This window comes from Bacillus sp. 1A (genome assembly GCF_052682215.1).
On record NZ_JBQYLZ010000001.1, the window covers coordinates 4,586,623 to 4,605,813 of the forward strand.

Below are 19,191 nucleotides of genomic sequence, written 5' to 3' on the forward strand. Positions count from 1 at the left end.
GCTGTTTCTTTACAGCTCTTCTTTTTCATATGTATTTCTAGTCCTGGCAAATACACACATATCCCTTAACCCATTTCCATCTACCGCTACACTCGCACTTTCCAATGTACCTTCTAACTTAAATCCTAATTTCTCAGGTATCGCTCTACTCTTCTTATTTAAAGAATCACATCGAATTTCTACGCGGTTTGCTTTCAGCTCAGAAAAAGCATAATCCGTTATACCCTTTGCAGCCTCTACCATATAACCCTTTCCACTAAACCTTGAATCAATCCAATACCCAATTTCAAATTGAGGTATATCCCAATTAATACGATGCAATCCAGCTGATGCAATAAATTCACCTGTTTCTTTCGAAAAAACTAGTAATCTTAAATCCTCACGCTGCAAAAATTGAATATGCGATTTTCTAATGCTCACTTCTACTTCTTCCTCTGTTTGCTCTTTTTGTGCAAAAACCATCCAAGGTTTTAATTCTTTCATAGAAGCTTGAATTGCATCGTATACAGCTTTACCGTCACCCGGTTTCGGCATTCGAATAAATAGCCTATCAGTATAAAATTCAGAAGGAAAATCGAATAATAACGGATTCACTTTCAACACTCCTTTTAATTCTTTTATATATAATAATATCCATCTCAAACCATACAGTAAAGAAATTTCTGAATTTTACACATTTTAATCATTTACCTCTACCGCTACACGAACTCCAGATTCAATTGCACCTTGTATCCATCCGTGATATAACGTTGTATGATCACCTGCAAAGTATAATCTCCCCTCTGGTTTTATAATCGCTGGTTGTAGCTCAGATTCTTGCCCTGCCTGAAATAGCGCAAACCCTCCAAGTGCATATGGATCCAATGTCCAACTTTTTGATATGCCAGACATGAACTCATCATATACTTGACCGCCTAATATTGTCGCTAAATTTTGTAGTGTGTAATAAATACGATCACCTTTTGATAACCCATCCCATAACAACGCATCATAAGACCATGTATAGCTGCCTAACATCATAGCAGGTCCTTTTTCTCCAATTCCGTGACTTGGATAATAGGCGTAACGAATTGGTAAATCCGTTATAATCCTGCCACCTAACTGTCCTTGTTCTTCCCAAAATCGACTTTTAAATTGAATTCCTATTTTTGTCGCTGGCATATAATGCAATTCACGAATTGCTTTCCATTTTTCATGAGATATAGAATCAAATGGATCTACTTCCACAAAGCGCATTGTCGAAAATGGAATTGTAATAATAACTAAATCCCCTGTAATACTACTATATTCAAAAGTTTCCTCGTTTCGATAAAAAGCTGTCACACCATTATCGTGTTGATGTAGCTTCATTAATTTTTGATTATATATAATATTTTCTTCTAATTGTGGTAAGAAAGACTTTGGTAATCTATCATTTCCGCCTACTATTTCACAAAATCCACTCTCCTCCTGCATAATGTATAAAAAGCGTAGTGTCTCAACAAATGACCTTTCCAAAAAACCTTCCAAATCTAATAGAACACCGATCATCTCAATTGTTACTGGCGAGAAATACGTATTATATTGATAAGGATGATACTTTAAAAATTGTCCTGTAGAGTACCTCCCAAAATCCTTTACTACAACATCCCAATTTTTCTCTGGGTTCTTTTTTATAAAATTTATAATGGGCTGTACCGCTAACAATAATAGCTCCTCAGACGTTTTTCCGACTTCATTCATTTCTACAGGATACTTTAATATATTTGGATCTTTTTCGTATTGTTTTAATGTCGTTTTCCGGCCATTTACGAAAATGATATCAGTCTCATTCCTATTAATAAACGGGCTCACCTGTAGCCCAAATTTTCTTATATATGCCATCGTTAATGTGTGCGAATACGGAATTCTCATTGCCCCAACATCTAAATATAATCCGGTATCTTCCATTCTAACCGTCTCTATGCGGCCACCTACCCGGTTGTTTGCTTCAAAAATCTTCACATCATGTCCTGCAGCCTTTAATAATGATGCCGAAACCAACCCAGCCATACCAGCCCCTACTACGATAATTTGCTTCGGGTTCGTCGTCTTCTTTAATCCTTTATTTATCACTTTCAACGTTTCATCCATGTCAGTGTTATACATTATATCTTTCTGCACAATTCCACCCCTTACTTCATAAAGTGAAACTATAATCAGTGGGGTGTTCTTCCCCCACTGATTATTAGTTGAACCAATCGGGCTTTTATGGGCAGTTAATCTCCCACCTAACTTCATTGCTCCAGCCGAATTTTGAGGTGGGAGTTTTACTGCCCGTTAATGCGGGATAAAATGGGCATTAGTGGTTTAGTGCATTTTATTCATAAATTCCTATAAACATAACAACATAGCAAGTGGAATATTCACTAAAAGTACATAAGAGGTAGCTTTCACATCTCTTCACGCTTCGTATAATATAGCAACAGCAAAGAAGGAGTGGTTGAAAATGAAACAAACTTACGACTACAACGCTACAAAGAAGTATTTAGAAGGAAAGAAACAACAACTATGCAACAAACTTAGTAGTAAACAACTATCTAAAAAAGAGCGTGAACAACTAAAACTTGAGATTGATAACTACGAATATATATTAAATTTAGCCGAAATGAATCATTATGAACGAGGCTTTCCTCGTTAAAAGTGGATAGGTGGTTTATCCACTTTTTATTTTGAGCATTTTATTACGCATTTTTCGTAAGTAAATATATAATAGGATGTACATTAAGATTGCGAGGTATATTCTATGATCAAATTAAGTGTGTTAGACCAATCCCCTATTTCAGATGGTAGTACAGCAGCCCAAGCTTTTTCACATACAGTTACACTTGCACAAGAAGTTGAAAAATTAGGATTCACACGTTTTTGGGTATCTGAGCATCATAATTCCATCAGCCTTGCTGGTTCAAGCCCTGAAATACTTATTTCTCATATTGCAGCAAAAACGGGTCGTATGAGAGTTGGTTCAGGTGGTGTTATGTTACCGCACTATAGCCCTTATAAAGTTGCTGAGAATTTCCGCGTTTTAGAAGCGCTTTATCCAAATCGTATTGATCTTGGTGTCGGCAGAGCACCTGGTGGTATGCCAATTGCAACTCGCGCACTTCAAGAAGGCAAAATGGTCTCACTTGATCAATACCCAGAACAAATTGCAGATGTTGCAATGTACTTACATGATCAAGTACCAGAAAACCATCATTATGCAAATTTAAAGGCTACTCCTGTCATTCCAACATCTCCCGAGATGTGGATGCTTGGTTCTAGCGGAGAGAGTGCAATGATTGCCGCAAAACAAGGTGCTTCTTTTGCATTCGCACAGTTCATTAACGGATACGGTGGTCCTGAAGTAATGAATGCTTATCAAGAACAGTTCCAACCTTCTTATTTAGGAGATAAACCAAAATCAATCGTCTCTATTTTTGTTATTTGCGGAGAAACGAATGAAGAGGCGGAAAAAATTGCTTCTAGTTTAGATTTATCAATCTTATTACTAGAACAAGGAAAGCGTACAACTGGTACTCCTTCTATCGAAACTGCACAAAATTATTCATACAGCGCTTATGATTTATTCCGTATAAAAGAAAATCGTCAACGTATGATCGTCGGTGATCCATCTTCTGTGAAAGAACAAATCATAAACTTAAGCAAAGCGTACAATACTGATGAATTTATGATTGTCACAATTACTCATCGATTTGAAGATAAATTGAATTCTTATCGCTTACTAGCAAATGCTTTTCATTTATAATGACAAAAGGGAGATACATCAATTATGATGCATCTCCCTTTTTTACTACTTATTATTTTTGTCGTCTATATATTCAATAGCTTCTTTTAATAGTTCATTAAAATCCTTAGGATAATCATGATTTAAATGGGGTACAACTTTAAACTCATGTTCTATATTCTTATCTCTTAATAATTGTACAAATTGCTGCGTACATTCGAAACAATCTTCATCTTGATCCCCGCACACTACATATCCCTTTATATTTTTATTCTGTAACACTCCCAACAACTCATTCCATTCTTCAATCTCTGGAAGCCACGGCGCCACAAAAATAAAACCATCTACATCTATATCTATATCTTTTTGTAAAATTGTATACAAAGCTACTCTTGCGCCAGCAGAAAAACCACCAATTATTACACTTTCTACTGTATGATTTTCTATAAACGTAACGTAATGCTCTTTTAATTCCTCTTTCCCTCTATGTATATCGTCCCAAACAAATCCATCTGAAAACTGAATTTGCGAAGATTGTGGTAAAGCTAACGTATAATCTTGTGTCAAAACAGATTTCCAATATGGTTCTATTATTTCTATATTTTCTTGATCCCCGTGCATTGCAATAAATAGTTTTCCTTCTTTATTGCTGTCTAAATATTTCACGTCTGCTCGTTCTGTTTTCTTTGCTAATTCTTCTCTTTCTTTACATAATTGAACTATTTTATGAAACTCTTCAAATTTATGTAGTGGTGTTAAATCATCGTCCGAAATTAAATACTCATTTCCGTACCAAAATCCATTGTCTATAATAGCTTCCTTCATTATCTGTAACGCTTCTTCTTCAAGCCCCGCTGCACTCGCTAGCGCATATTTAAAATTATATATTTGCGCTTTATTCCCCACTACACCTTTAGCATGCTCCATTATATAAGTGTACGCTTCCAAACTCCCTTTATTTGCGTAACAATGTAACGTTTCATTTAATAATTGAATGTAAGTCATACTATTTTCCATACACCCATTCCCCCGTAATCTTTTATAATATTTATTTCTCAAACCTTCATACCATTCTGTAATCACTGTATATAACTCACGCTAACAATACTTAATCATTACTTCTCTTCGTCCAATAAGTTTAGTATAAAGTTTAATAAACAGAAAAATCAATATTTTCAAAAACAAAAAAAGACAACAATATATTTATTGTTGTTCTCAATACATCTACCCACTCTTTTGTTTTTTTCTGTCCGGTTTACTTGAAACTAAATAATGTTTTTCTGAAATATATAGGTCTCTTTTTAATATACGCTTCAAATATGGTCCTAATTTTATCCCGCATATAAGACGCTCTTCACTACCTTCAACAAGTGGAAACATTTCTTTTTCTGTTACGTACTGATCTACTGCTTTTTGTACGATATCAATTTCTTTAACTAGGTTTAGATTTTCTTCTGTATGTTCAAATACCTCAAGCGTTTCCTTCGTAATAAGAAAACTATTTGTTGGAAATGCAAGTAAATACGGCTTTAACAAATCATAATTTACTGTATAATCATCATTTACTAATACTGTATAAACGATATTAGCATTCGTTTCTAGAAACTTAGCCATCGCTTGTTCTAATTCATCTTTCGTAATTTCACGCTCTTCTTTTCCAGTTCTGAAAAAGCGAAACATTGCATCGCCTCCTTTTTACTATATTATAGCATAAAAGAAAACTGAAAAATGACAAAAAAAGCCATTGAACGAATTTTTCAACGACTTTTTTCTTAATATACTTATATTTATTTTAAGAACGCACTTAGCATCCATACATGTTGTTCTAATGTTGTATGAATCGCTAACAACATGTCTGCTGATGTTTCATCGCCAGCTTCGCCAGCAACTTCCATACCTTCTTTTAATTCTTGAATAAGTGCAGAGTAATCATTCACTAATGTTTGCACCATTTCTTCTGCAGATTCCTTGCTTGTCCCTTCACTCACACTAGATGTTGCAAGATATTCTTTCATTGTCGCTAGCGGTTTACCTTCCAACGCTAAAATACGTTCTGCTAATTCATCAATATTTGTTCCAGCTTCATTGTAAAACTCTTCAAATTTCTCATGTAACGTAAAGAAGTGTGGCCCTGTCACATACCAGTGATAATTATGTAGTTTCACATATAACACATTCCAGTTTGCTACCTGCTTGTTTAATACTTCAACAACATTTGTTTTCGTACTCATACAATCCACTCCTCTTATCATTTCATAATGTTTATCTTTTAATAACATAGTTACATGTTACCATACATTTCCTATCCTTTCGAACGATTGGCTCATATGTAACAAAGTTTTAACACCTTTAATACTTCCCTAATATCTTTTAATTCATGTATGTTTTCAAACACTTCATACGTCTAATTGTCCAAGCTCATACATATGCATAATAGTAAATCAAGCTCATCGTAGTAGAAAGAGGGATAACATGGACAATCAACAATGGCAAGTAGCAAAGAAGGTCGCTGCTACTTATATTGGAACAGTCGTTGGAGCTGGATTTGCTACTGGACGAGAAATTGTTGAATTTTTTACAGTGAACGGATTTTACGGAACAATTGGCATATGTGTAAGTGGATTTTTTTTTATTTGGCTTGGCACAAAGATGATGTTACTTTCATCACAAATCGGTGCATTTTCAGCGCAAGAATTTAACAAATATTTATTTGGGGATGTATTTGGCAATGTTGTAAACACACTATTATTACTCGTATTATTTGGTGTAACGAGCGTTATGTTATCAGGAGCTGGGGCGGTATTTGAAGAGCAACTTCGTTTACCAAGACAACTTGGTATTTTCATTATATTGATCGCCTGCCTCATTATAGGTAGTCGCGGATTACAAGGGGTTTTTGAAGTTAATACACTTGTCGTACCTATTATGATGATTTTTATTATCGGACTTGCTATTACAACTTTTTTTCACGGTACAACTCCTATTAGTGACACTATTCCTGCAGAAAGCTGGAATATGAAGTGGATTACTAGTCCTATTACATATGTCGCCTTAAATCTTTCTCTCGCCCAAAGCGTTCTCGTCCCGTTAGCCAGTGAAGTAAAAGATCGAAAGGCCATTTTATGGGGCGGTATTTTAGGCGGTGCAGGACTTTCTTTAATTTTATTATGTAGCCATTTAGCTATCTTATCAGTCGATCAATTTTATCAATATAACATCCCAATGGCTGAAGTCATAAGAAGATTTAATGCAACTTTCCACTTCTTCTTTGTTCTTGTTATTTTCGGTGAAGTGTTCACAACTTTAGTTGGCAATGTATTCGGAATGACAAAACAAATGCAATCCATCACCGGATGGAAAAGTCACAATATTATTTTCTTCATTTTACTAATTAGTTATTGCTTTAGTTACATTGGTTACAGTGAATTACTCCACATTCTATATCCTATAATTGGATGGGTCAGCATCATTTTACTGCCAATTATTGCTTTTAAACAACTTCAAAAAACATAAAAGAAGCATCCATGTTATTGGATGCTTCTTTTATGTTCATTCACAATCACCGCATACTTCCCAGTACGGCCCCATTTCGAGTGCTAAATATGGCTTTAATTGCAACCGAATCATCCGACTAGGCATACGTTCTAAAACGAATTGAATTCCTTCTTCCTCTTCGTCTAATTCAACTTTTGAAATCGCAATTCTTTGCATAGTAGAAATAGGCATTCCGTCTTTATATAAAGTGATTTTCACCTCATCATATTCATTAAAACACAATTCAACACTCATTTGATTTTTCAACAGTTCATCAACAATTTCATATTTATCATTTCGTTCCTGGATTATATATTTCCAGCCACCTCTACCTTCTTCTTTCGGAGCTGCTTGAAATAATGTCATCAAATCCTCGTATAGCATAAGATAACCCCTCTCTTACTAAAAAACGATGAGTATTTTATATACCCTTTATCTCTATCACTATCCATATGTATTGTACCATATATCGTCGTTTTTACCGTATTCATTTGCTTCATAATTGCATGTAAAGCACCTGATTCTCTTCATTATTATATGAATTGTCTCTCATTATATTTCTTAATATGTTTCTAACGCTTTCCAAGCATATCAAACATAAGTAAATGCACTCTTTGTCCATCCTCCGCTTAGTATTTCCTTACAATAACAAAAAAGAAGAGTGACTTTTATCACTCCCCTTAAAAGAATTTCCCCGTAGCTACTAACGCTAATACTAGTATTAAAATTGTAAATAATAATGATACAATGAAACTAAAAATAGGTAATGCTTTCTTTTCATTCTTCTTAAAGAGTAACTTTAAACTAAGAAAGATGTTTACTGGTACAAGTATAAAATAAAAATATTTAACAATTTGCACCGAACTATTCGAAAGTGTTTTTAAAATAAACACTTCAATTAGAAAGACAATAAAAAATGAAATACTTAACCAAAATGAGACATAATTAAGCCAAGAATGTCTTTTGGTACCCCAATAAACTCCCATAGTAATCTCCTTTATTTGCATTTTATACGATTATAATTATACACAAAGCAAACAAATACCTCTATTTTTCGACAAATGTCATACAAAATATACCTTTAAATATTATAAAGATACTCTCAATCTCATTTCATTTTACATAATAAAAACAGACTACTCCAATAGCATACTGCTATTTTGGAGATAGTCTGTCCTCTGTTAAACTTTAAATCTTTCAATTAACCCTTGTAACTCTTCAGCCATTTGAGATAATGTACCAGCCGCCGAACTAATCTCCTCAATGGACGCTAGTTGTTCTTCTGCTGATGCTGCAACGTTTTGAGTACTCGTCGCATTATTCTGTGCTGTCATTGCAATTTGACCTACTGAAATAGACACTTCATTTGCACCTTTTGACATCCCGTTAGCCGTTTCAACCATCGTTTTAATTTGATCTGCAATTTCATTTGTAGATAGTAAAATCTCAGTAAAGTTTTGCTTCGTTTCATTCGCAATAACAAGTCCAGATTGAACTTCTTCATTTACATGCCCCATAGATTTTACCGTCTTACTCATGTCATCTTGTATTTCACATATTAATTTACTAATTTCACTAGAAGATACACTAGACTTCTCCGCCAATTTACGTACTTCATCTGCAACGATTGCAAACCCTCTTCCGTGCTCTCCCGCTCTTGCAGCTTCAATTGCTGCATTCAAAGCTAAAAGATTTGTTTGATCTGCAATATTTTGAATTACTTCTAGTATGTCACCAATTTGTTTTGATTTATTATTTAGTAACTGTATAACTTCATCTGATTGTGAAACAGATTCTGCAATAGATTGCATTTGATTTACAGTTTTTCCGACTAGTTTTCCGCCATCTTCTGCTTTTTCACGAGTATGAGCAGAAGCGGTACTAATTGATGAGGAACTATTTGCTACATGCTGAATTCCTTCTGTTACATCAAATAATAACATTGCACCATTTTCTACACTTGCCGTTTGCGTTGTTGCCCCGCTCGATATTTCATCCATTGCCATTGTAATTTGCTCAGTCGCTTCACTCGCTTGTCTTACACTTGCCGTTAGCTCTTCTGATGCTGCTGCAACATGTCCAGCCGAAGTATTAATTCTTCCTATTAACGTTCGCAATGCATCTGTCATCTCATTAAACCCTTTTGCAAGTTGACCAATTTCATCATTAGAATGAATCTCGATTGTTTGCGTTAAATCTCCCTCACTTATTTCTTTAGAAGTGGTAACTAATCTCTTTAATGGCTTCGTTATAGAAAGTGTCACAAAATAAATAAGTGCCCCGCCTATAACTAATGAAATAAACATAACAATTAACATATTATAAAATACAGGCTGCGCAGCTTCAATTATTTCATTTGAGTACATCGTTCCACCGATTTTCCAACCTGTTTTTACATTTGTAGCAAATACCATTTGTTTTTCGCTGCCATCATACATATATGAAAAAGCACCATGGTTATCTTCATAAATTTTCTTCGCCCAAGAATCAGCTGCTTTTTCTCCTGATTTTTCTTGAGGGTGAGCAATTATTTTTTGTTTTCCATCTAAAATGAAAGCATATCCCTTTTTACCGATATTGATTAACTTTGTTGTTTTTAACAAATTATCTAAACTTAAATCTATTGCTACAACACCGTTTTTATCTTCTGCTTGTTTTGCAATTGTTACGACAATATGTCCATTTCCTTGCGCCTTATACGGCTCAGTAACGACAATACCCCCTTGTTTTGCCACTGCATCTTTATACCAAGAACGTTCTGTTGGATCATAGTCTGCTGCCATTTGTATATTTGGTTCTTGCACGAATTTCTTATCATTCCCACCAACGTATACTTGTTCAACATCTTTATTCAAATTAATATATTGAGATAACATTTTTCTTAATTCATCTTGATTATCCCCTTGATACATATTACCTTGAATCACCCGTGCAAAATTATTTACATCGTTAAATTTCGCCTCAATCATTTGATTGATTAAATTATCTAATATTTTTATATTGTCGTGAGCACTGCTCGTAATTTGTGATTCAAAATTCTTTTTAGCTGTTTGATAAGACATGCCTCCAATAATAGAGACAGCCGCAATTAAAATGACAAAAAACGAAATTAGTAGTTTTTTTGCTACTTTCATATCACGAAACCAATTTAATAGTCTACCCATTACAAACCTCCTGCTTTTCAATTTCAATAGTTAAATCTAGCGAGTTGTAAACATTTCCCATCCCTAAATTATTATTTTCATAAGCTATTACAATGAATACCTTGTAAAGTTTAAACAATTAAATTCCCTTTGTCTATATATTTGAATAATATTATTATAAAATTTACAAATGCAAAAAAAGCCAAAGGGAACCACCCTTTGGCTTTTCATATTTTTTTATGCTGTTTAGAAATCTTTTTCCACTTATCACGCTCTGCTCTCGCAAGAATAGCATCTTGTTTTCTCATAAAATACGCCAGTTCTTTTTGTAATTTTTTATAGCTTTGCAAACGATTTATCGTAATAATTCCGTTATCAATTGCATTATGCACTGCGCACCCTGGCTCATTTTCATGTTTACAATCCCTAAAACGGCACGTTTTTGCTAATTCTTCAATATCAGAAAATGTTGTTTGAATTGCATCGCTTCCTTCCCAAAGCTGTAGCTCCCTCATACCCGGAGTATCAATAACTAAACCACCACTCGGTAATCGGAACAATTCACGATGAGTTGTCGTATGCCTTCCTTTACTATCTTCCTCACGAATATCTCCCGTTTTTGCTACTTCAAGTCCTATGAGTGCATTTAACAAAGTGGATTTTCCAACCCCCGATGACCCGACTAAAGCAATTGTTTTTCCTGAAGAAACAAATTGCTGCAACGATTCAATACCAGTATGCTCTAAACTATCAACGACGAAGATCGGAACACCAATTGCCACAGCTTCCGTTTCAACAATTTTCTGTTCCACGTCTTCACATAAGCTACTCTTTGTTAAAACAATAACAGGCATTGCACCACTTTCATACGCTAATAGTAAATAACGTTCTATTCTTCTTACGTTAAAATCATGGTTAAGTGCATTTACTAAAAATAGATAATCTACATTTGCTGCTATTACTTGTTCTTCCGTTCGATTACCAGCCTCTTGTCTAGAAAAAGAGCTTCTTCTTTGAAAAATACGATGAATAATTGCTTTCTTTTCATTCTCTATTTTCTTTATATACACCCAATCACCAACCGCTGGATAATCTCCCTTCGTTACTGCTTCATGCCGAAACTTTCCAGACAGCTCTGCCATATATTCACCATCATTACAAATAATTCGATATATATGTTTATGCTCTAGTAAAATACGCCCTACTTCAAAGTTCTCTACAGCTTGTTCTTTAAAAAAAGAATCCCAGCCGAATGATTCTAAAATATTTTGATTCAAATTGATATCCTCCCTAGTTTAAGCTAAGCGGAAGGATCGTGCGCTCACTTATACAGTCTCGCCCTTTCCATCCACCTTTGTATTTGGTTTATTATTCATATACGTTATTTTCGCCATAATACATCACTCCGTTCTCATTTTAATTACTCTCATTATATGGAATATTCATTTAAAAAGCTACCTTATTTAACGCAATTTTCAAATATTTTATTTTTCATCATTCTAATTTGTCCACGGTGACTAACCTCATCTTCTAGCACATGAAACCACAGATAGTGTTGGTTATACACTACACCGTTAGGCCACTTTCTTTCTGACATAAGCCATTGATCATTTTGTTCACTCAAATACTTCAGAGATTCTTCTCGAACAATTTGTAGAAGTTGTACATAATACTGTATTTCATTACCACGGATTGTTCTCCCCGCTTCCCCTAAATACAGTGCGTCTTCCCATATTTCTAACTCTTCTTTTGTAAAGTCGCGCTCTTGAAATGACATAAGTTGATGGGCTTTTTCTATAGCTGCTATATGCTTTAGTAACGCTCCGATGGAATTCCCTCCACTCGTCATAATGAAATCTAATTGCTCAACAGATAGATCGTTTATTTCCTGTAATGTTACAGCCCTCGTATGCTCCAGCATGCTTACTAATTCCCCAATATTTTTGTATAACCATCTACACTTCTTATTCGATAATCTATATTCATATCACGCACCCCTTTCTACATTCATATTAAGGAATAACCGCTTCATATAATAGACTAAAAGATATCAGATTTTTCCGTTATAATTAAATTGAATACGTAATAAACCCAAACAAACTTTCTCAATATGCTTCTATGAAATATTAAAAGGAATCAATATAAAAGAATCGAATCTTATTCACTAAAAGGAGTGGATTCGATGGAAATGTATCAATGGCTAACTGCAGTTCTCGTTGGTGGCATTACTGGCTTCGTTTCCCATCTAATCAATAACCAAGGTAAGTTATTGCTTCCACGCCGTTTGAAAACTTTTTTTCACTTTGGGTTTTTGACTGATATTTTTACTGGTAGTCTAGCTGCACTTCTTGGACTCGTTTTATTCGATGTCACCTTAATAAAAGAAATTATTAAAGTATCCATTGTGACTGCTATTTCCGGTCAGACTTTCTTACTGCACCAAGCGCTTGGTGGTGAGCAGGCTAAAAATACACAAATTGGGAAAGCTGATGAGAAGATTCAAGAAATTGACAAATTATTACGACGTTAGTCTATACTTTTTTTAAAAATTATTGCTATAATAAACAATAAATATTTTCTATTGCGTCGTTTGTCAGAAGAAAGGGTGTTTCGTATGACAAAAAAGAAAATAGAAGATTTCTTAACAAACACTGAAAAAGAGGAACTGCTAGAAAACTATAAATGTTTACGAGAAGCCCGCACAAAAAGCGAAGCTAATTATTTTGGTGAAGCAGTAGACCATCTATTAAATAAAGCAAAACAACGAATTATTAAAGATGCAGGCATACATGATGAAAATGCAGCAACAGTTCAATCAAAAAGAAAAGCACTGTTTTAGTTACATTAGCTAAAACAGTGCTTTTTATTTAGAATTTTTTCTTCTTGCCATGCTATATTCTCTCTGCCTTTATTCTTCCCATTTTTACAGTTTCAAAAGTCATATAGGCCTAGAGATCAACTTAATAATATTAGCCCTTGCAAACCATTTTAATAATAGGTTTATTAAATCGCTTCTTTTAAATCTGAATGCGGATTTGGTCCGTATTGATTGTCATTTTCTTCACTTTCAATGATAAAAAATACAAGTAAAACAACGCTACCAAACGGTACGAAATTTAATAGTTGCCACCATCCTGTTTTCCCAATATCATGCAATCGTCGTGCACCAACCGAAAAACTTGGTATAATCATTACTAACATAAATAGCAACGCAATAATAGCAACTAACACCTCTGAAAATGATGATAAAAATAACAGTAACCAAAAAATTACGATATTCGATAAACTAAAAGTCCAGTACTCTTTTCGCGTAGCTCTACCACTAAAATTCCCATAATTCTTTAGAGCTTTCAAATACCATTGCATTTAAATCTCTCCCTTTTATCCCCAATAAAATTAAAACATGTAATTATTAACAGATAAGTAGAAATATAACACAGCTTTTATGTAAAATCCATATCCTAATCTAAATTATCCTCTATTAAAATAGTTTTTTCTTTCAGCGTTTTTCACATTACTTTCACATCTATTTCACAAATATAAGTAGTCCTATATGTTAAACTACATATATCCTTTTCCAAGGAACTATATGCCGATATATAAATCCCTATCTTTGTAGGGATTTTTTATTTTTGAATTCCTCATAAATTTGTTACAATACCTTTCTTCTACTATTTCTATACTTTTAGTAACCACTGTAATTAAAAGCACATTCATGTATTCACACTCTTATTAATTCTGATTTGCGAAATATTTATACAGGCTTTATGATGCAATTCCTGTTTCACTATCTTCATTAAGCTTTTCACTTTTTCTAAACAAAAATAAAGCTCCTATATATAGTAACGCAGTAAAACTACCTATAAGTATAAAATTGTGAGATGCTGCAAATAGCAGTCCTGCTATTGCCGCTCCAATCATTTGACCAATATACATAGAAGCATTAGCAAGCGCGGCTCCTGTTCCTCTTGCTACACTAGACATGTTTTGTAAGTGCCTCATCATTAATACAAACAAAATTCCTGTCACAAAAAACAAAACAAAGAACAATAACTTCACCAATATAATGTTCTTTACATGAGGAAGTAATACATATAGCACTGCTGTAAATATAATTCCACCATAGAAAGAAAGGTTATAACCAATTTTATTTACGATTCTAGGGCCAAAAATATTACCAGTTAAATTCCCTAATCCTAATATAAGCATAGCTGTACCTACTTCGTGAACTTGTAAGCCAAATTGAATGGAAAGCCATACACCAAAAAATGAAAATGCAGCAAAATTACCAGTTTGAAAAACAAAATATGCAAAATAAGAAATTGAAACCTTTGAATCTGTAAGTAATTGTTTATAGCGCTTTAAGATGTTTGTTTTACTTCCACCTATATGAACCGGTTGTATTTCTGGTAATACTACATAGATAAGAATTACAAGTAGTGTTGATAATATACCAATGACGAAGAATGGTGTTGTATAGTGTATCATCGCCAAATACGATCCAACTGGCAACCCTAAAATTTGAGAGATTGCTAACCCTGCTGTTGCAATTCCAATTGCCTTTACAATTTGCTCCTTCTCTATAAGGAGCGGAATAGATGCCCACACTTGTGGAGATACAAAGGCTGCACTTACACCTGCTAAAAATCTAAATGCTAGCATCCATAGAAAACTCGGTGCCATTCCACATAAAAACGTACTTAACGCAAAAAAACTCATTCCTATTACCATCACTTTTTTTCTGTTTAAGCCATCTGATATAGGACCAGCAATAAGCGCAAATCCAGCGTATCCTAAAGCATATGAACTCACCATCCACCCTGACAGCTCAGTTGAAACATGATACACCTGTTGTAATGTCGGTAAAAGTGGTGAAATTAAGAAAGTATCTGTACCTATCATAAACATTATCGTAAAGAATACAGCTAGTACTCTTTTCATTTAAACCTTCTCCTTTTATATAAAGTGAAACTTTAATCAGTGGGGGTTTTGTTCATCCCCCACTGATTATTAGTTGAACCAATCGGGCTTTTACGGGCAGTTGATCCCCCACCTAACTTCTTTGCTTCCGCTAAATTTTGAGGTGGGGGTCTTACTGCCCGTTAATGCGGGATAAAAAGAGGGAAGTACCCCTCTTCTCAACTAATCTTCTAAAATAGATTCAATCTCTTTCATCACCTTCTGATTCAATGAAACTTCCACCGCTCTTACACTTTCTCTTATTTGCTCCGCTCGTTTCCCACCAGGAATAACAGTATCAATTCCTTTTTTGTTTAATAGCCACGCTAAAGCTAAATGCGATACTTCAAGATTCATTTCTTTAGCTAAGCCTTTTAACTTCTCAACTTTTTTAAAGTTACTCTTATATGTATTTTCTTCAAATAGATTTACACTTTGACGCCAATCACCTTCGTTTAATTTAAAATCTTCTGTATATTTTCCACCTAGTATCCCAAAAGCAAGAGGCCCGTACGGTATAAATGAAATACCTGATTCTATACAATACGGCAAAAGTTCTTCCCCAGCAGCACGATCTAACATATTATACGGTGATTGTACAACATCTATTTGTCTGTGCTGATTCGCTTCTTTTAATTGCTCTATGTTTACGTTAGATATTCCAATTGAACGAATTTTCCCTTCTTCTTTTAGGCGAGTAAGCTCACCAATTGAATCTATGTAACTTGTTTCTGGATTTGTAAAATGTAAATAATATAAATCAATATAATCAGTTTGTAATCTTCTTAAGCTATTTTCCACAGCATTTCTTAAATAGCTTCGTTCATTATTAATATAAACCTCTCCATTTAATAACGGCTGTATTCCACCTTTTGTAGCAAGTACAACTTCTTGGCGTTTTCCTTTCAATACTTCTCCTACCAATTCCTCTGATCTACCGAAACCGTATGAATCTGCTGTATCAAAAAATGTAATCCCTTGCTGGATAGCTTCTTCTATTAATCGTTTTCCTTCCTCCTCATTCACATCAGCATATAAATTATGTCCCCCTACAGCATTTGTTCCTAGCCCTAACTTTGAAATATTTAGTCCTGCCTTTTGCAATTTTGTATATTTCATTTTTTCTCCCCCTATATTTCTATTGTTCGATTATATTCGAACAATAGAAATATACCACTTTATATGTTATAGTGCAAACTATATTAACTTATACAAGCAGGTGAAAAAATGCGTACTCTCTATCATCCAAATCGAGAAGAAATTCAATTCTCTTCTGTCTTATACGCACTTAGCGATCAAATTCGTTTACAAATTGTAACGATGCTACTAGAGAAACATGAACAATCTTGTGGTGCGTTAAACATTCCAATTGCGAAATCAACTTTATCTCACCATTTCAAAGTGTTACGTGAATCCGGTGTTATGTATACACGCATTGAAGGAACACAGCGTTTCATTTCAATTCGTGAAGATGACTTACATGCTAGATTCCCCGGTTTATTAGACGTCGTATTACATGCGACAGAACCATACTAAAAAACATCTCATATTCATATGAGATGTTTTTTAGTATGGTTCTATTCTTTTAATAAAATGCAACTTTAATCAGAAGGAACTTTGTTCATCACACACTAGAAATATATACGCTTCATTCTTTTTCACTTTATTTTTGTACTGGATCCTTTGGACACTTTAATTATTTGATTACAGTTTATACACATCATTAATATAGGGCCGCCTATCTGTTTCAATTCCTGTAGTTGCTTATGCTCACACTCCTCCATATTATTACCTCCCTTATCATATAATTAGGTCATTTTATAATTACTATAACTACTAAGTCCATTCCTAATTTAAGGTCTGAATAAAACGTTTAAATGCCGATATCCCTTCGTCATCTCGTTTAAAAACACCAGCATATTCAAGCGCCTGTATAAATTTCTCTCCTAATTCTGCTCTTACTATCTCCTGTACATTTTGTTCATGTATCCGATTGTAATATTTGATTTTTAATTGTTCTGCCCATCGTATATGAAGCGTTGGAATATCACTTGGAATGTTAAGTAAGAATTTTTCCACTTCCTGAAGTTCTGTTTTTAAACGCGCCGGAAGTACTGCTAACCCCATTACTTCAATTAGACCGATATTTTCCTTTTTAATATGCTGTATTTCCGCATGAGGGTGGAAAATACCTAGCGAATGTTCTTCACTTGTACGATTGTTCCGCAAAACAAGATCCAATTCGTACATACTATTCCGGTAACGAGCAATCGGAGTTATCGTATTATGTGGAACATCATTCGTAAATGCAAATATATTAACAGATGGATCACTATATCCCTTCCACCTCTCTAATATGTACTCCCCTGCATTTACTATTTGTTCTATGTCTTTACTTCTTAAGCGAATAACTGACATAGGCCATTTAATAATAGAACATTGCATTTCTGGAAAGTTAGTTAGTTCAAAAATTAGGTCGTTTGATGCATTTGCCATAGCAAATTCATAATTTCCACCTTGATAATGGTCATGCGTTAGAATCGAACCTCCTACAATAGGTAAATCTGCATTAGAACCAAGGAAATAATGCGGGAATTTTTCTACAAATTTTAACAAACGTAAAAATGTTTGACGGTCAATTTTCATATCACGGTGTTCTGAAGACAATACAATACAGTGTTCATTGAAGTATATATACGGGGAATACTGTAGAAACCAGCTTTCATCTGTAAGATTCATACGAATCATACGATGATTCGAGCGTGCTGGATGTCCAATTCTGCCTCTATATCCTTCATTCTCAATACAGAGTAAACATTTTGGATAATTTGTACTTTCCAATACTCTCTCTCTAGCAATTTGTTTCGGGTCTTTTTCCGGTTTTGATAAATTAATCGTTATATCAATGGGTCCATATTCCGTATTTACTTTATAATTTATATTTTTGGAAATTTGCTTCATTTGGATATAGTTGCTGTTTTTACTTAACTCATAGAAGTAATTTGTCGCAGCCTTCGGATTTTGTTCATATTTTTCATAAAATAGAGAATTGATAACGGACGGTTTGGACATAAATACATCCATAATTGCACTTGCTAAAACCTCCTTCTCGTCCATTACTGCCTCAATGACTTTATGCATACAAGCATATTCAATTAACTCTTCCAATAACTCCGAAATTGCTTTCTTTGCGGGCGCTGACGCTTCCACTACAAAGTCATCTAAACGAAGTAAGGAAAGGATTTGATTCCTTGTATATATTTCATCTTCTTTTTCAATCAGTTGAACTTCAATAGCACGATCAATTAACTGCTGGATAGCTTGATATATCATCAGTATATACCTCCTCTAGCCTTATAGCGGTTTTCGTTGTTACGATGCAAGTTCTATGTACCTTTTATAATTTTATGAACAGACGTATGGGATAACCACCGTTCTAATATACCTTTTGCTTTCTCCGAAGAAGCTATTAGCATACTTGAATCGCCCGTTTAGTAAGCTATTTTGTTACATTATACGTACGTAAAAGCACTTCTACAATCAACATCTTGTCGTATTTTTTAGACATCTTGCTTTTCACTTTTAACATCTCACTAAAAACATAAAAAGGTACATTTTTTGAAGAACGATTTCTGACGATTTAATAAACACAATAATACACAGAATATAAAACTACCTTTATCTTAAACCCTGATCTGTATCTCTGTGTCCCTCTCCTGAAGGTAGCTTTTCAATAATAAACGCATCTGCTCCAGTATCGCCGCCGTTTAATTTTTAATGAGCTTCTCAAATAAAATAATCCTAGCTTTA

The 19,191-nt window shown here is 34.2% G+C and carries 19 protein-coding genes and 3 pseudogenes; 6 read left to right on the top strand and 16 right to left on the bottom strand.

Translation table 11 applies throughout. The annotated features are described in order from the left end of the window. Positions 1-9: 9 nt before the first annotated feature. Both ACUN0F_RS23530 and ACUN0F_RS23535 read right to left on the bottom strand, forming a co-directional pair. Complete coding sequence (locus ACUN0F_RS23530) at positions 10-594, bottom strand: GNAT family N-acetyltransferase (RefSeq protein WP_046954964.1); 585 nt, start codon at positions 592-594, stop codon at positions 10-12. A gap of 84 nt (positions 595-678) precedes the next feature. Beyond that, entirely contained in the window at positions 679-2,142 is a 1,464-nt protein-coding gene (locus ACUN0F_RS23535; RefSeq protein ID WP_001168106.1) for a flavin monoamine oxidase family protein, read from the bottom strand. Between the two features lie 325 nt (positions 2,143-2,467). Between ACUN0F_RS23535 and ACUN0F_RS23540 the strand changes: the two genes are divergently transcribed. Both ACUN0F_RS23540 and ACUN0F_RS23545 read left to right on the top strand, forming a co-directional pair. Further along, a complete protein-coding gene (locus ACUN0F_RS23540; RefSeq protein ID WP_046954965.1) occupies positions 2,468-2,659 on the top strand; it encodes a DUF3896 family protein in 192 nt (63 codons plus the stop codon). Between the two features lie 105 nt (positions 2,660-2,764). Continuing rightward, positions 2,765-3,766: an LLM class flavin-dependent oxidoreductase gene (locus ACUN0F_RS23545; protein WP_445540271.1), complete on the top strand. Its 1,002-nt coding sequence runs from the start codon at positions 2,765-2,767 to the stop codon at positions 3,764-3,766. 45 nt (positions 3,767-3,811) lie between these two features. Here the strand turns inward: ACUN0F_RS23545 and ACUN0F_RS23550 are convergent, their stop codons facing one another. The 3 genes from ACUN0F_RS23550 to ACUN0F_RS23560 all read right to left on the bottom strand — a co-directional run bounded on the left by ACUN0F_RS23550 (position 3,812) and on the right by ACUN0F_RS23560 (position 5,976). Further along, complete coding sequence (locus ACUN0F_RS23550) at positions 3,812-4,762, bottom strand: alpha/beta hydrolase (RefSeq protein ID WP_445540272.1); 951 nt, start codon at positions 4,760-4,762, stop codon at positions 3,812-3,814. Positions 4,763-4,969: 207 nt separating this feature from the next. Next, entirely contained in the window at positions 4,970-5,425 is a 456-nt protein-coding gene (locus tag ACUN0F_RS23555) for a DUF3939 domain-containing protein (RefSeq protein WP_000488201.1), read from the bottom strand. A gap of 107 nt (positions 5,426-5,532) precedes the next feature. Next, positions 5,533-5,976: a Dps family protein gene (locus ACUN0F_RS23560; protein ID WP_000105195.1), complete on the bottom strand. Its 444-nt coding sequence runs from the start codon at positions 5,974-5,976 to the stop codon at positions 5,533-5,535. Between the two features lie 241 nt (positions 5,977-6,217). On the opposite strand from ACUN0F_RS23560, the gene ACUN0F_RS23565 reads away from it, so the two are divergent. Next, positions 6,218-7,258 carry a YkvI family membrane protein gene (locus ACUN0F_RS23565; RefSeq protein WP_445540273.1) on the top strand — a complete coding sequence of 347 codons (1,041 nt, stop codon included), beginning with the start codon at positions 6,218-6,220 and terminating at the stop codon, positions 7,256-7,258. A 36-nt stretch (positions 7,259-7,294) separates the two neighbouring features. Here ACUN0F_RS23565 and ACUN0F_RS23570 read toward each other — a convergent pair whose 3' ends face one another. The 6 genes and pseudogenes from ACUN0F_RS23570 to ACUN0F_RS23595 all read right to left on the bottom strand — a co-directional run bounded on the left by ACUN0F_RS23570 (position 7,295) and on the right by ACUN0F_RS23595 (position 12,408). Continuing rightward, positions 7,295-7,663, bottom strand: a complete 369-nt coding sequence (locus ACUN0F_RS23570) for a DUF3979 family protein (RefSeq protein ID WP_445540274.1) — start codon at positions 7,661-7,663, stop codon at positions 7,295-7,297. 296 nt (positions 7,664-7,959) lie between these two features. Beyond that, positions 7,960-8,265: a hypothetical protein gene (locus ACUN0F_RS23575; protein ID WP_445540275.1), complete on the bottom strand. Its 306-nt coding sequence runs from the start codon at positions 8,263-8,265 to the stop codon at positions 7,960-7,962. 195 nt (positions 8,266-8,460) lie between these two features. Beyond that, the gene (locus tag ACUN0F_RS23580; RefSeq protein ID WP_412677930.1) at positions 8,461-9,408 is read right to left on the bottom strand and encodes a methyl-accepting chemotaxis protein; all 948 of its coding nucleotides are present in this window, start codon (positions 9,406-9,408) and stop codon (positions 8,461-8,463) included. After that, a pseudogene (locus ACUN0F_RS23585) lies at positions 9,403-10,443 on the bottom strand (cache domain-containing protein); the annotation flags it as partial. The pseudogene ACUN0F_RS23585 and the gene ACUN0F_RS23580, both read right to left, overlap by 6 nt. A 206-nt stretch (positions 10,444-10,649) precedes the next feature. Beyond that, complete coding sequence (rsgA, locus tag ACUN0F_RS23590) at positions 10,650-11,699, bottom strand: ribosome small subunit-dependent GTPase A (protein WP_445540276.1); 1,050 nt, start codon at positions 11,697-11,699, stop codon at positions 10,650-10,652. A 182-nt stretch (positions 11,700-11,881) separates the two neighbouring features. Beyond that, positions 11,882-12,408: pseudogene (locus ACUN0F_RS23595) on the bottom strand (DinB family protein). A 196-nt stretch (positions 12,409-12,604) separates the two neighbouring features. Here ACUN0F_RS23595 and ACUN0F_RS23600 point away from each other — a divergent pair. Beyond that, complete coding sequence (locus ACUN0F_RS23600) at positions 12,605-12,952, top strand: DUF4257 domain-containing protein (protein ID WP_000426320.1); 348 nt, start codon at positions 12,605-12,607, stop codon at positions 12,950-12,952. Positions 12,953-13,036: 84 nt separating this feature from the next. Continuing rightward, positions 13,037-13,261, top strand: coding sequence for a hypothetical protein (locus ACUN0F_RS23605; RefSeq protein WP_000162604.1), 225 nt, complete (start codon positions 13,037-13,039; stop codon positions 13,259-13,261). Positions 13,262-13,425: 164 nt separating this feature from the next. Here ACUN0F_RS23605 and ACUN0F_RS23610 read toward each other — a convergent pair whose 3' ends face one another. From ACUN0F_RS23610 to ACUN0F_RS23625, 4 genes and pseudogenes are all read right to left on the bottom strand, one after another. Beyond that, positions 13,426-13,788 carry a DUF805 domain-containing protein gene (locus ACUN0F_RS23610; RefSeq protein WP_001198797.1) on the bottom strand — a complete coding sequence of 121 codons (363 nt, stop codon included), beginning with the start codon at positions 13,786-13,788 and terminating at the stop codon, positions 13,426-13,428. A 143-nt stretch (positions 13,789-13,931) separates the two neighbouring features. Then, positions 13,932-14,139 (bottom strand): annotated as a pseudogene (locus ACUN0F_RS23615) (hypothetical protein). Positions 14,140-14,187: 48 nt separating this feature from the next. After that, positions 14,188-15,363, bottom strand: coding sequence for an MFS transporter (locus ACUN0F_RS23620; RefSeq protein ID WP_445540277.1), 1,176 nt, complete (start codon positions 15,361-15,363; stop codon positions 14,188-14,190). A 201-nt stretch (positions 15,364-15,564) separates the two neighbouring features. After that, complete coding sequence (locus ACUN0F_RS23625; RefSeq protein ID WP_445540278.1) at positions 15,565-16,500, bottom strand: aldo/keto reductase; 936 nt, start codon at positions 16,498-16,500, stop codon at positions 15,565-15,567. A gap of 108 nt (positions 16,501-16,608) precedes the next feature. Between ACUN0F_RS23625 and ACUN0F_RS23630 the strand changes: the two genes are divergently transcribed. Beyond that, positions 16,609-16,917, top strand: coding sequence for an ArsR/SmtB family transcription factor (locus tag ACUN0F_RS23630; protein ID WP_098705008.1), 309 nt, complete (start codon positions 16,609-16,611; stop codon positions 16,915-16,917). Positions 16,918-17,229: 312 nt separating this feature from the next. Here the strand turns inward: ACUN0F_RS23630 and galT are convergent, their stop codons facing one another. Further along, positions 17,230-18,714, bottom strand: coding sequence for a UDP-glucose--hexose-1-phosphate uridylyltransferase (gene galT / locus ACUN0F_RS23635; RefSeq protein ID WP_264461278.1), 1,485 nt, complete (start codon positions 18,712-18,714; stop codon positions 17,230-17,232). Positions 18,715-19,191: the final 477 nt, after the last annotated feature.

Bases quoted from the DNA above. Each gene is read 5' to 3' on its own strand.
- ACUN0F_RS23630 (WP_098705008.1), top strand. From the start codon at position 16,609: ATGCGTACTCTCTATCATCCAAATCGAGAAGAAATTCAATTCTCTTCT.
- ACUN0F_RS23605 (WP_000162604.1), top strand. From the start codon at position 13,037: ATGACAAAAAAGAAAATAGAAGATTTCTTAACAAACACTGAAAAAGAG.
- ACUN0F_RS23545 (WP_445540271.1), top strand. From the start codon at position 2,765: ATGATCAAATTAAGTGTGTTAGACCAATCCCCTATTTCAGATGGTAGT.
- ACUN0F_RS23580 (WP_412677930.1), bottom strand. From the start codon at position 9,408: ATGACAGATGCATTGCGAACGTTAATAGGAAGAATTAATACTTCGGCT.
- galT (WP_264461278.1), bottom strand. From the start codon at position 18,714: ATGATATATCAAGCTATCCAGCAGTTAATTGATCGTGCTATTGAAGTT.
- ACUN0F_RS23620 (WP_445540277.1), bottom strand. From the start codon at position 15,363: ATGAAAAGAGTACTAGCTGTATTCTTTACGATAATGTTTATGATAGGT.
- ACUN0F_RS23610 (WP_001198797.1), bottom strand. From the start codon at position 13,788: ATGCAATGGTATTTGAAAGCTCTAAAGAATTATGGGAATTTTAGTGGT.
- ACUN0F_RS23625 (WP_445540278.1), bottom strand. From the start codon at position 16,500: ATGAAATATACAAAATTGCAAAAGGCAGGACTAAATATTTCAAAGTTA.
- ACUN0F_RS23565 (WP_445540273.1), top strand. From the start codon at position 6,218: ATGGACAATCAACAATGGCAAGTAGCAAAGAAGGTCGCTGCTACTTAT.
- ACUN0F_RS23570 (WP_445540274.1), bottom strand. From the start codon at position 7,663: ATGCTATACGAGGATTTGATGACATTATTTCAAGCAGCTCCGAAAGAA.
- ACUN0F_RS23575 (WP_445540275.1), bottom strand. From the start codon at position 8,265: ATGGGAGTTTATTGGGGTACCAAAAGACATTCTTGGCTTAATTATGTC.
- ACUN0F_RS23555 (WP_000488201.1), bottom strand. From the start codon at position 5,425: ATGTTTCGCTTTTTCAGAACTGGAAAAGAAGAGCGTGAAATTACGAAA.
- ACUN0F_RS23600 (WP_000426320.1), top strand. From the start codon at position 12,605: ATGGAAATGTATCAATGGCTAACTGCAGTTCTCGTTGGTGGCATTACT.
- ACUN0F_RS23540 (WP_046954965.1), top strand. From the start codon at position 2,468: ATGAAACAAACTTACGACTACAACGCTACAAAGAAGTATTTAGAAGGA.
- ACUN0F_RS23550 (WP_445540272.1), bottom strand. From the start codon at position 4,762: ATGGAAAATAGTATGACTTACATTCAATTATTAAATGAAACGTTACAT.
- ACUN0F_RS23560 (WP_000105195.1), bottom strand. From the start codon at position 5,976: ATGAGTACGAAAACAAATGTTGTTGAAGTATTAAACAAGCAGGTAGCA.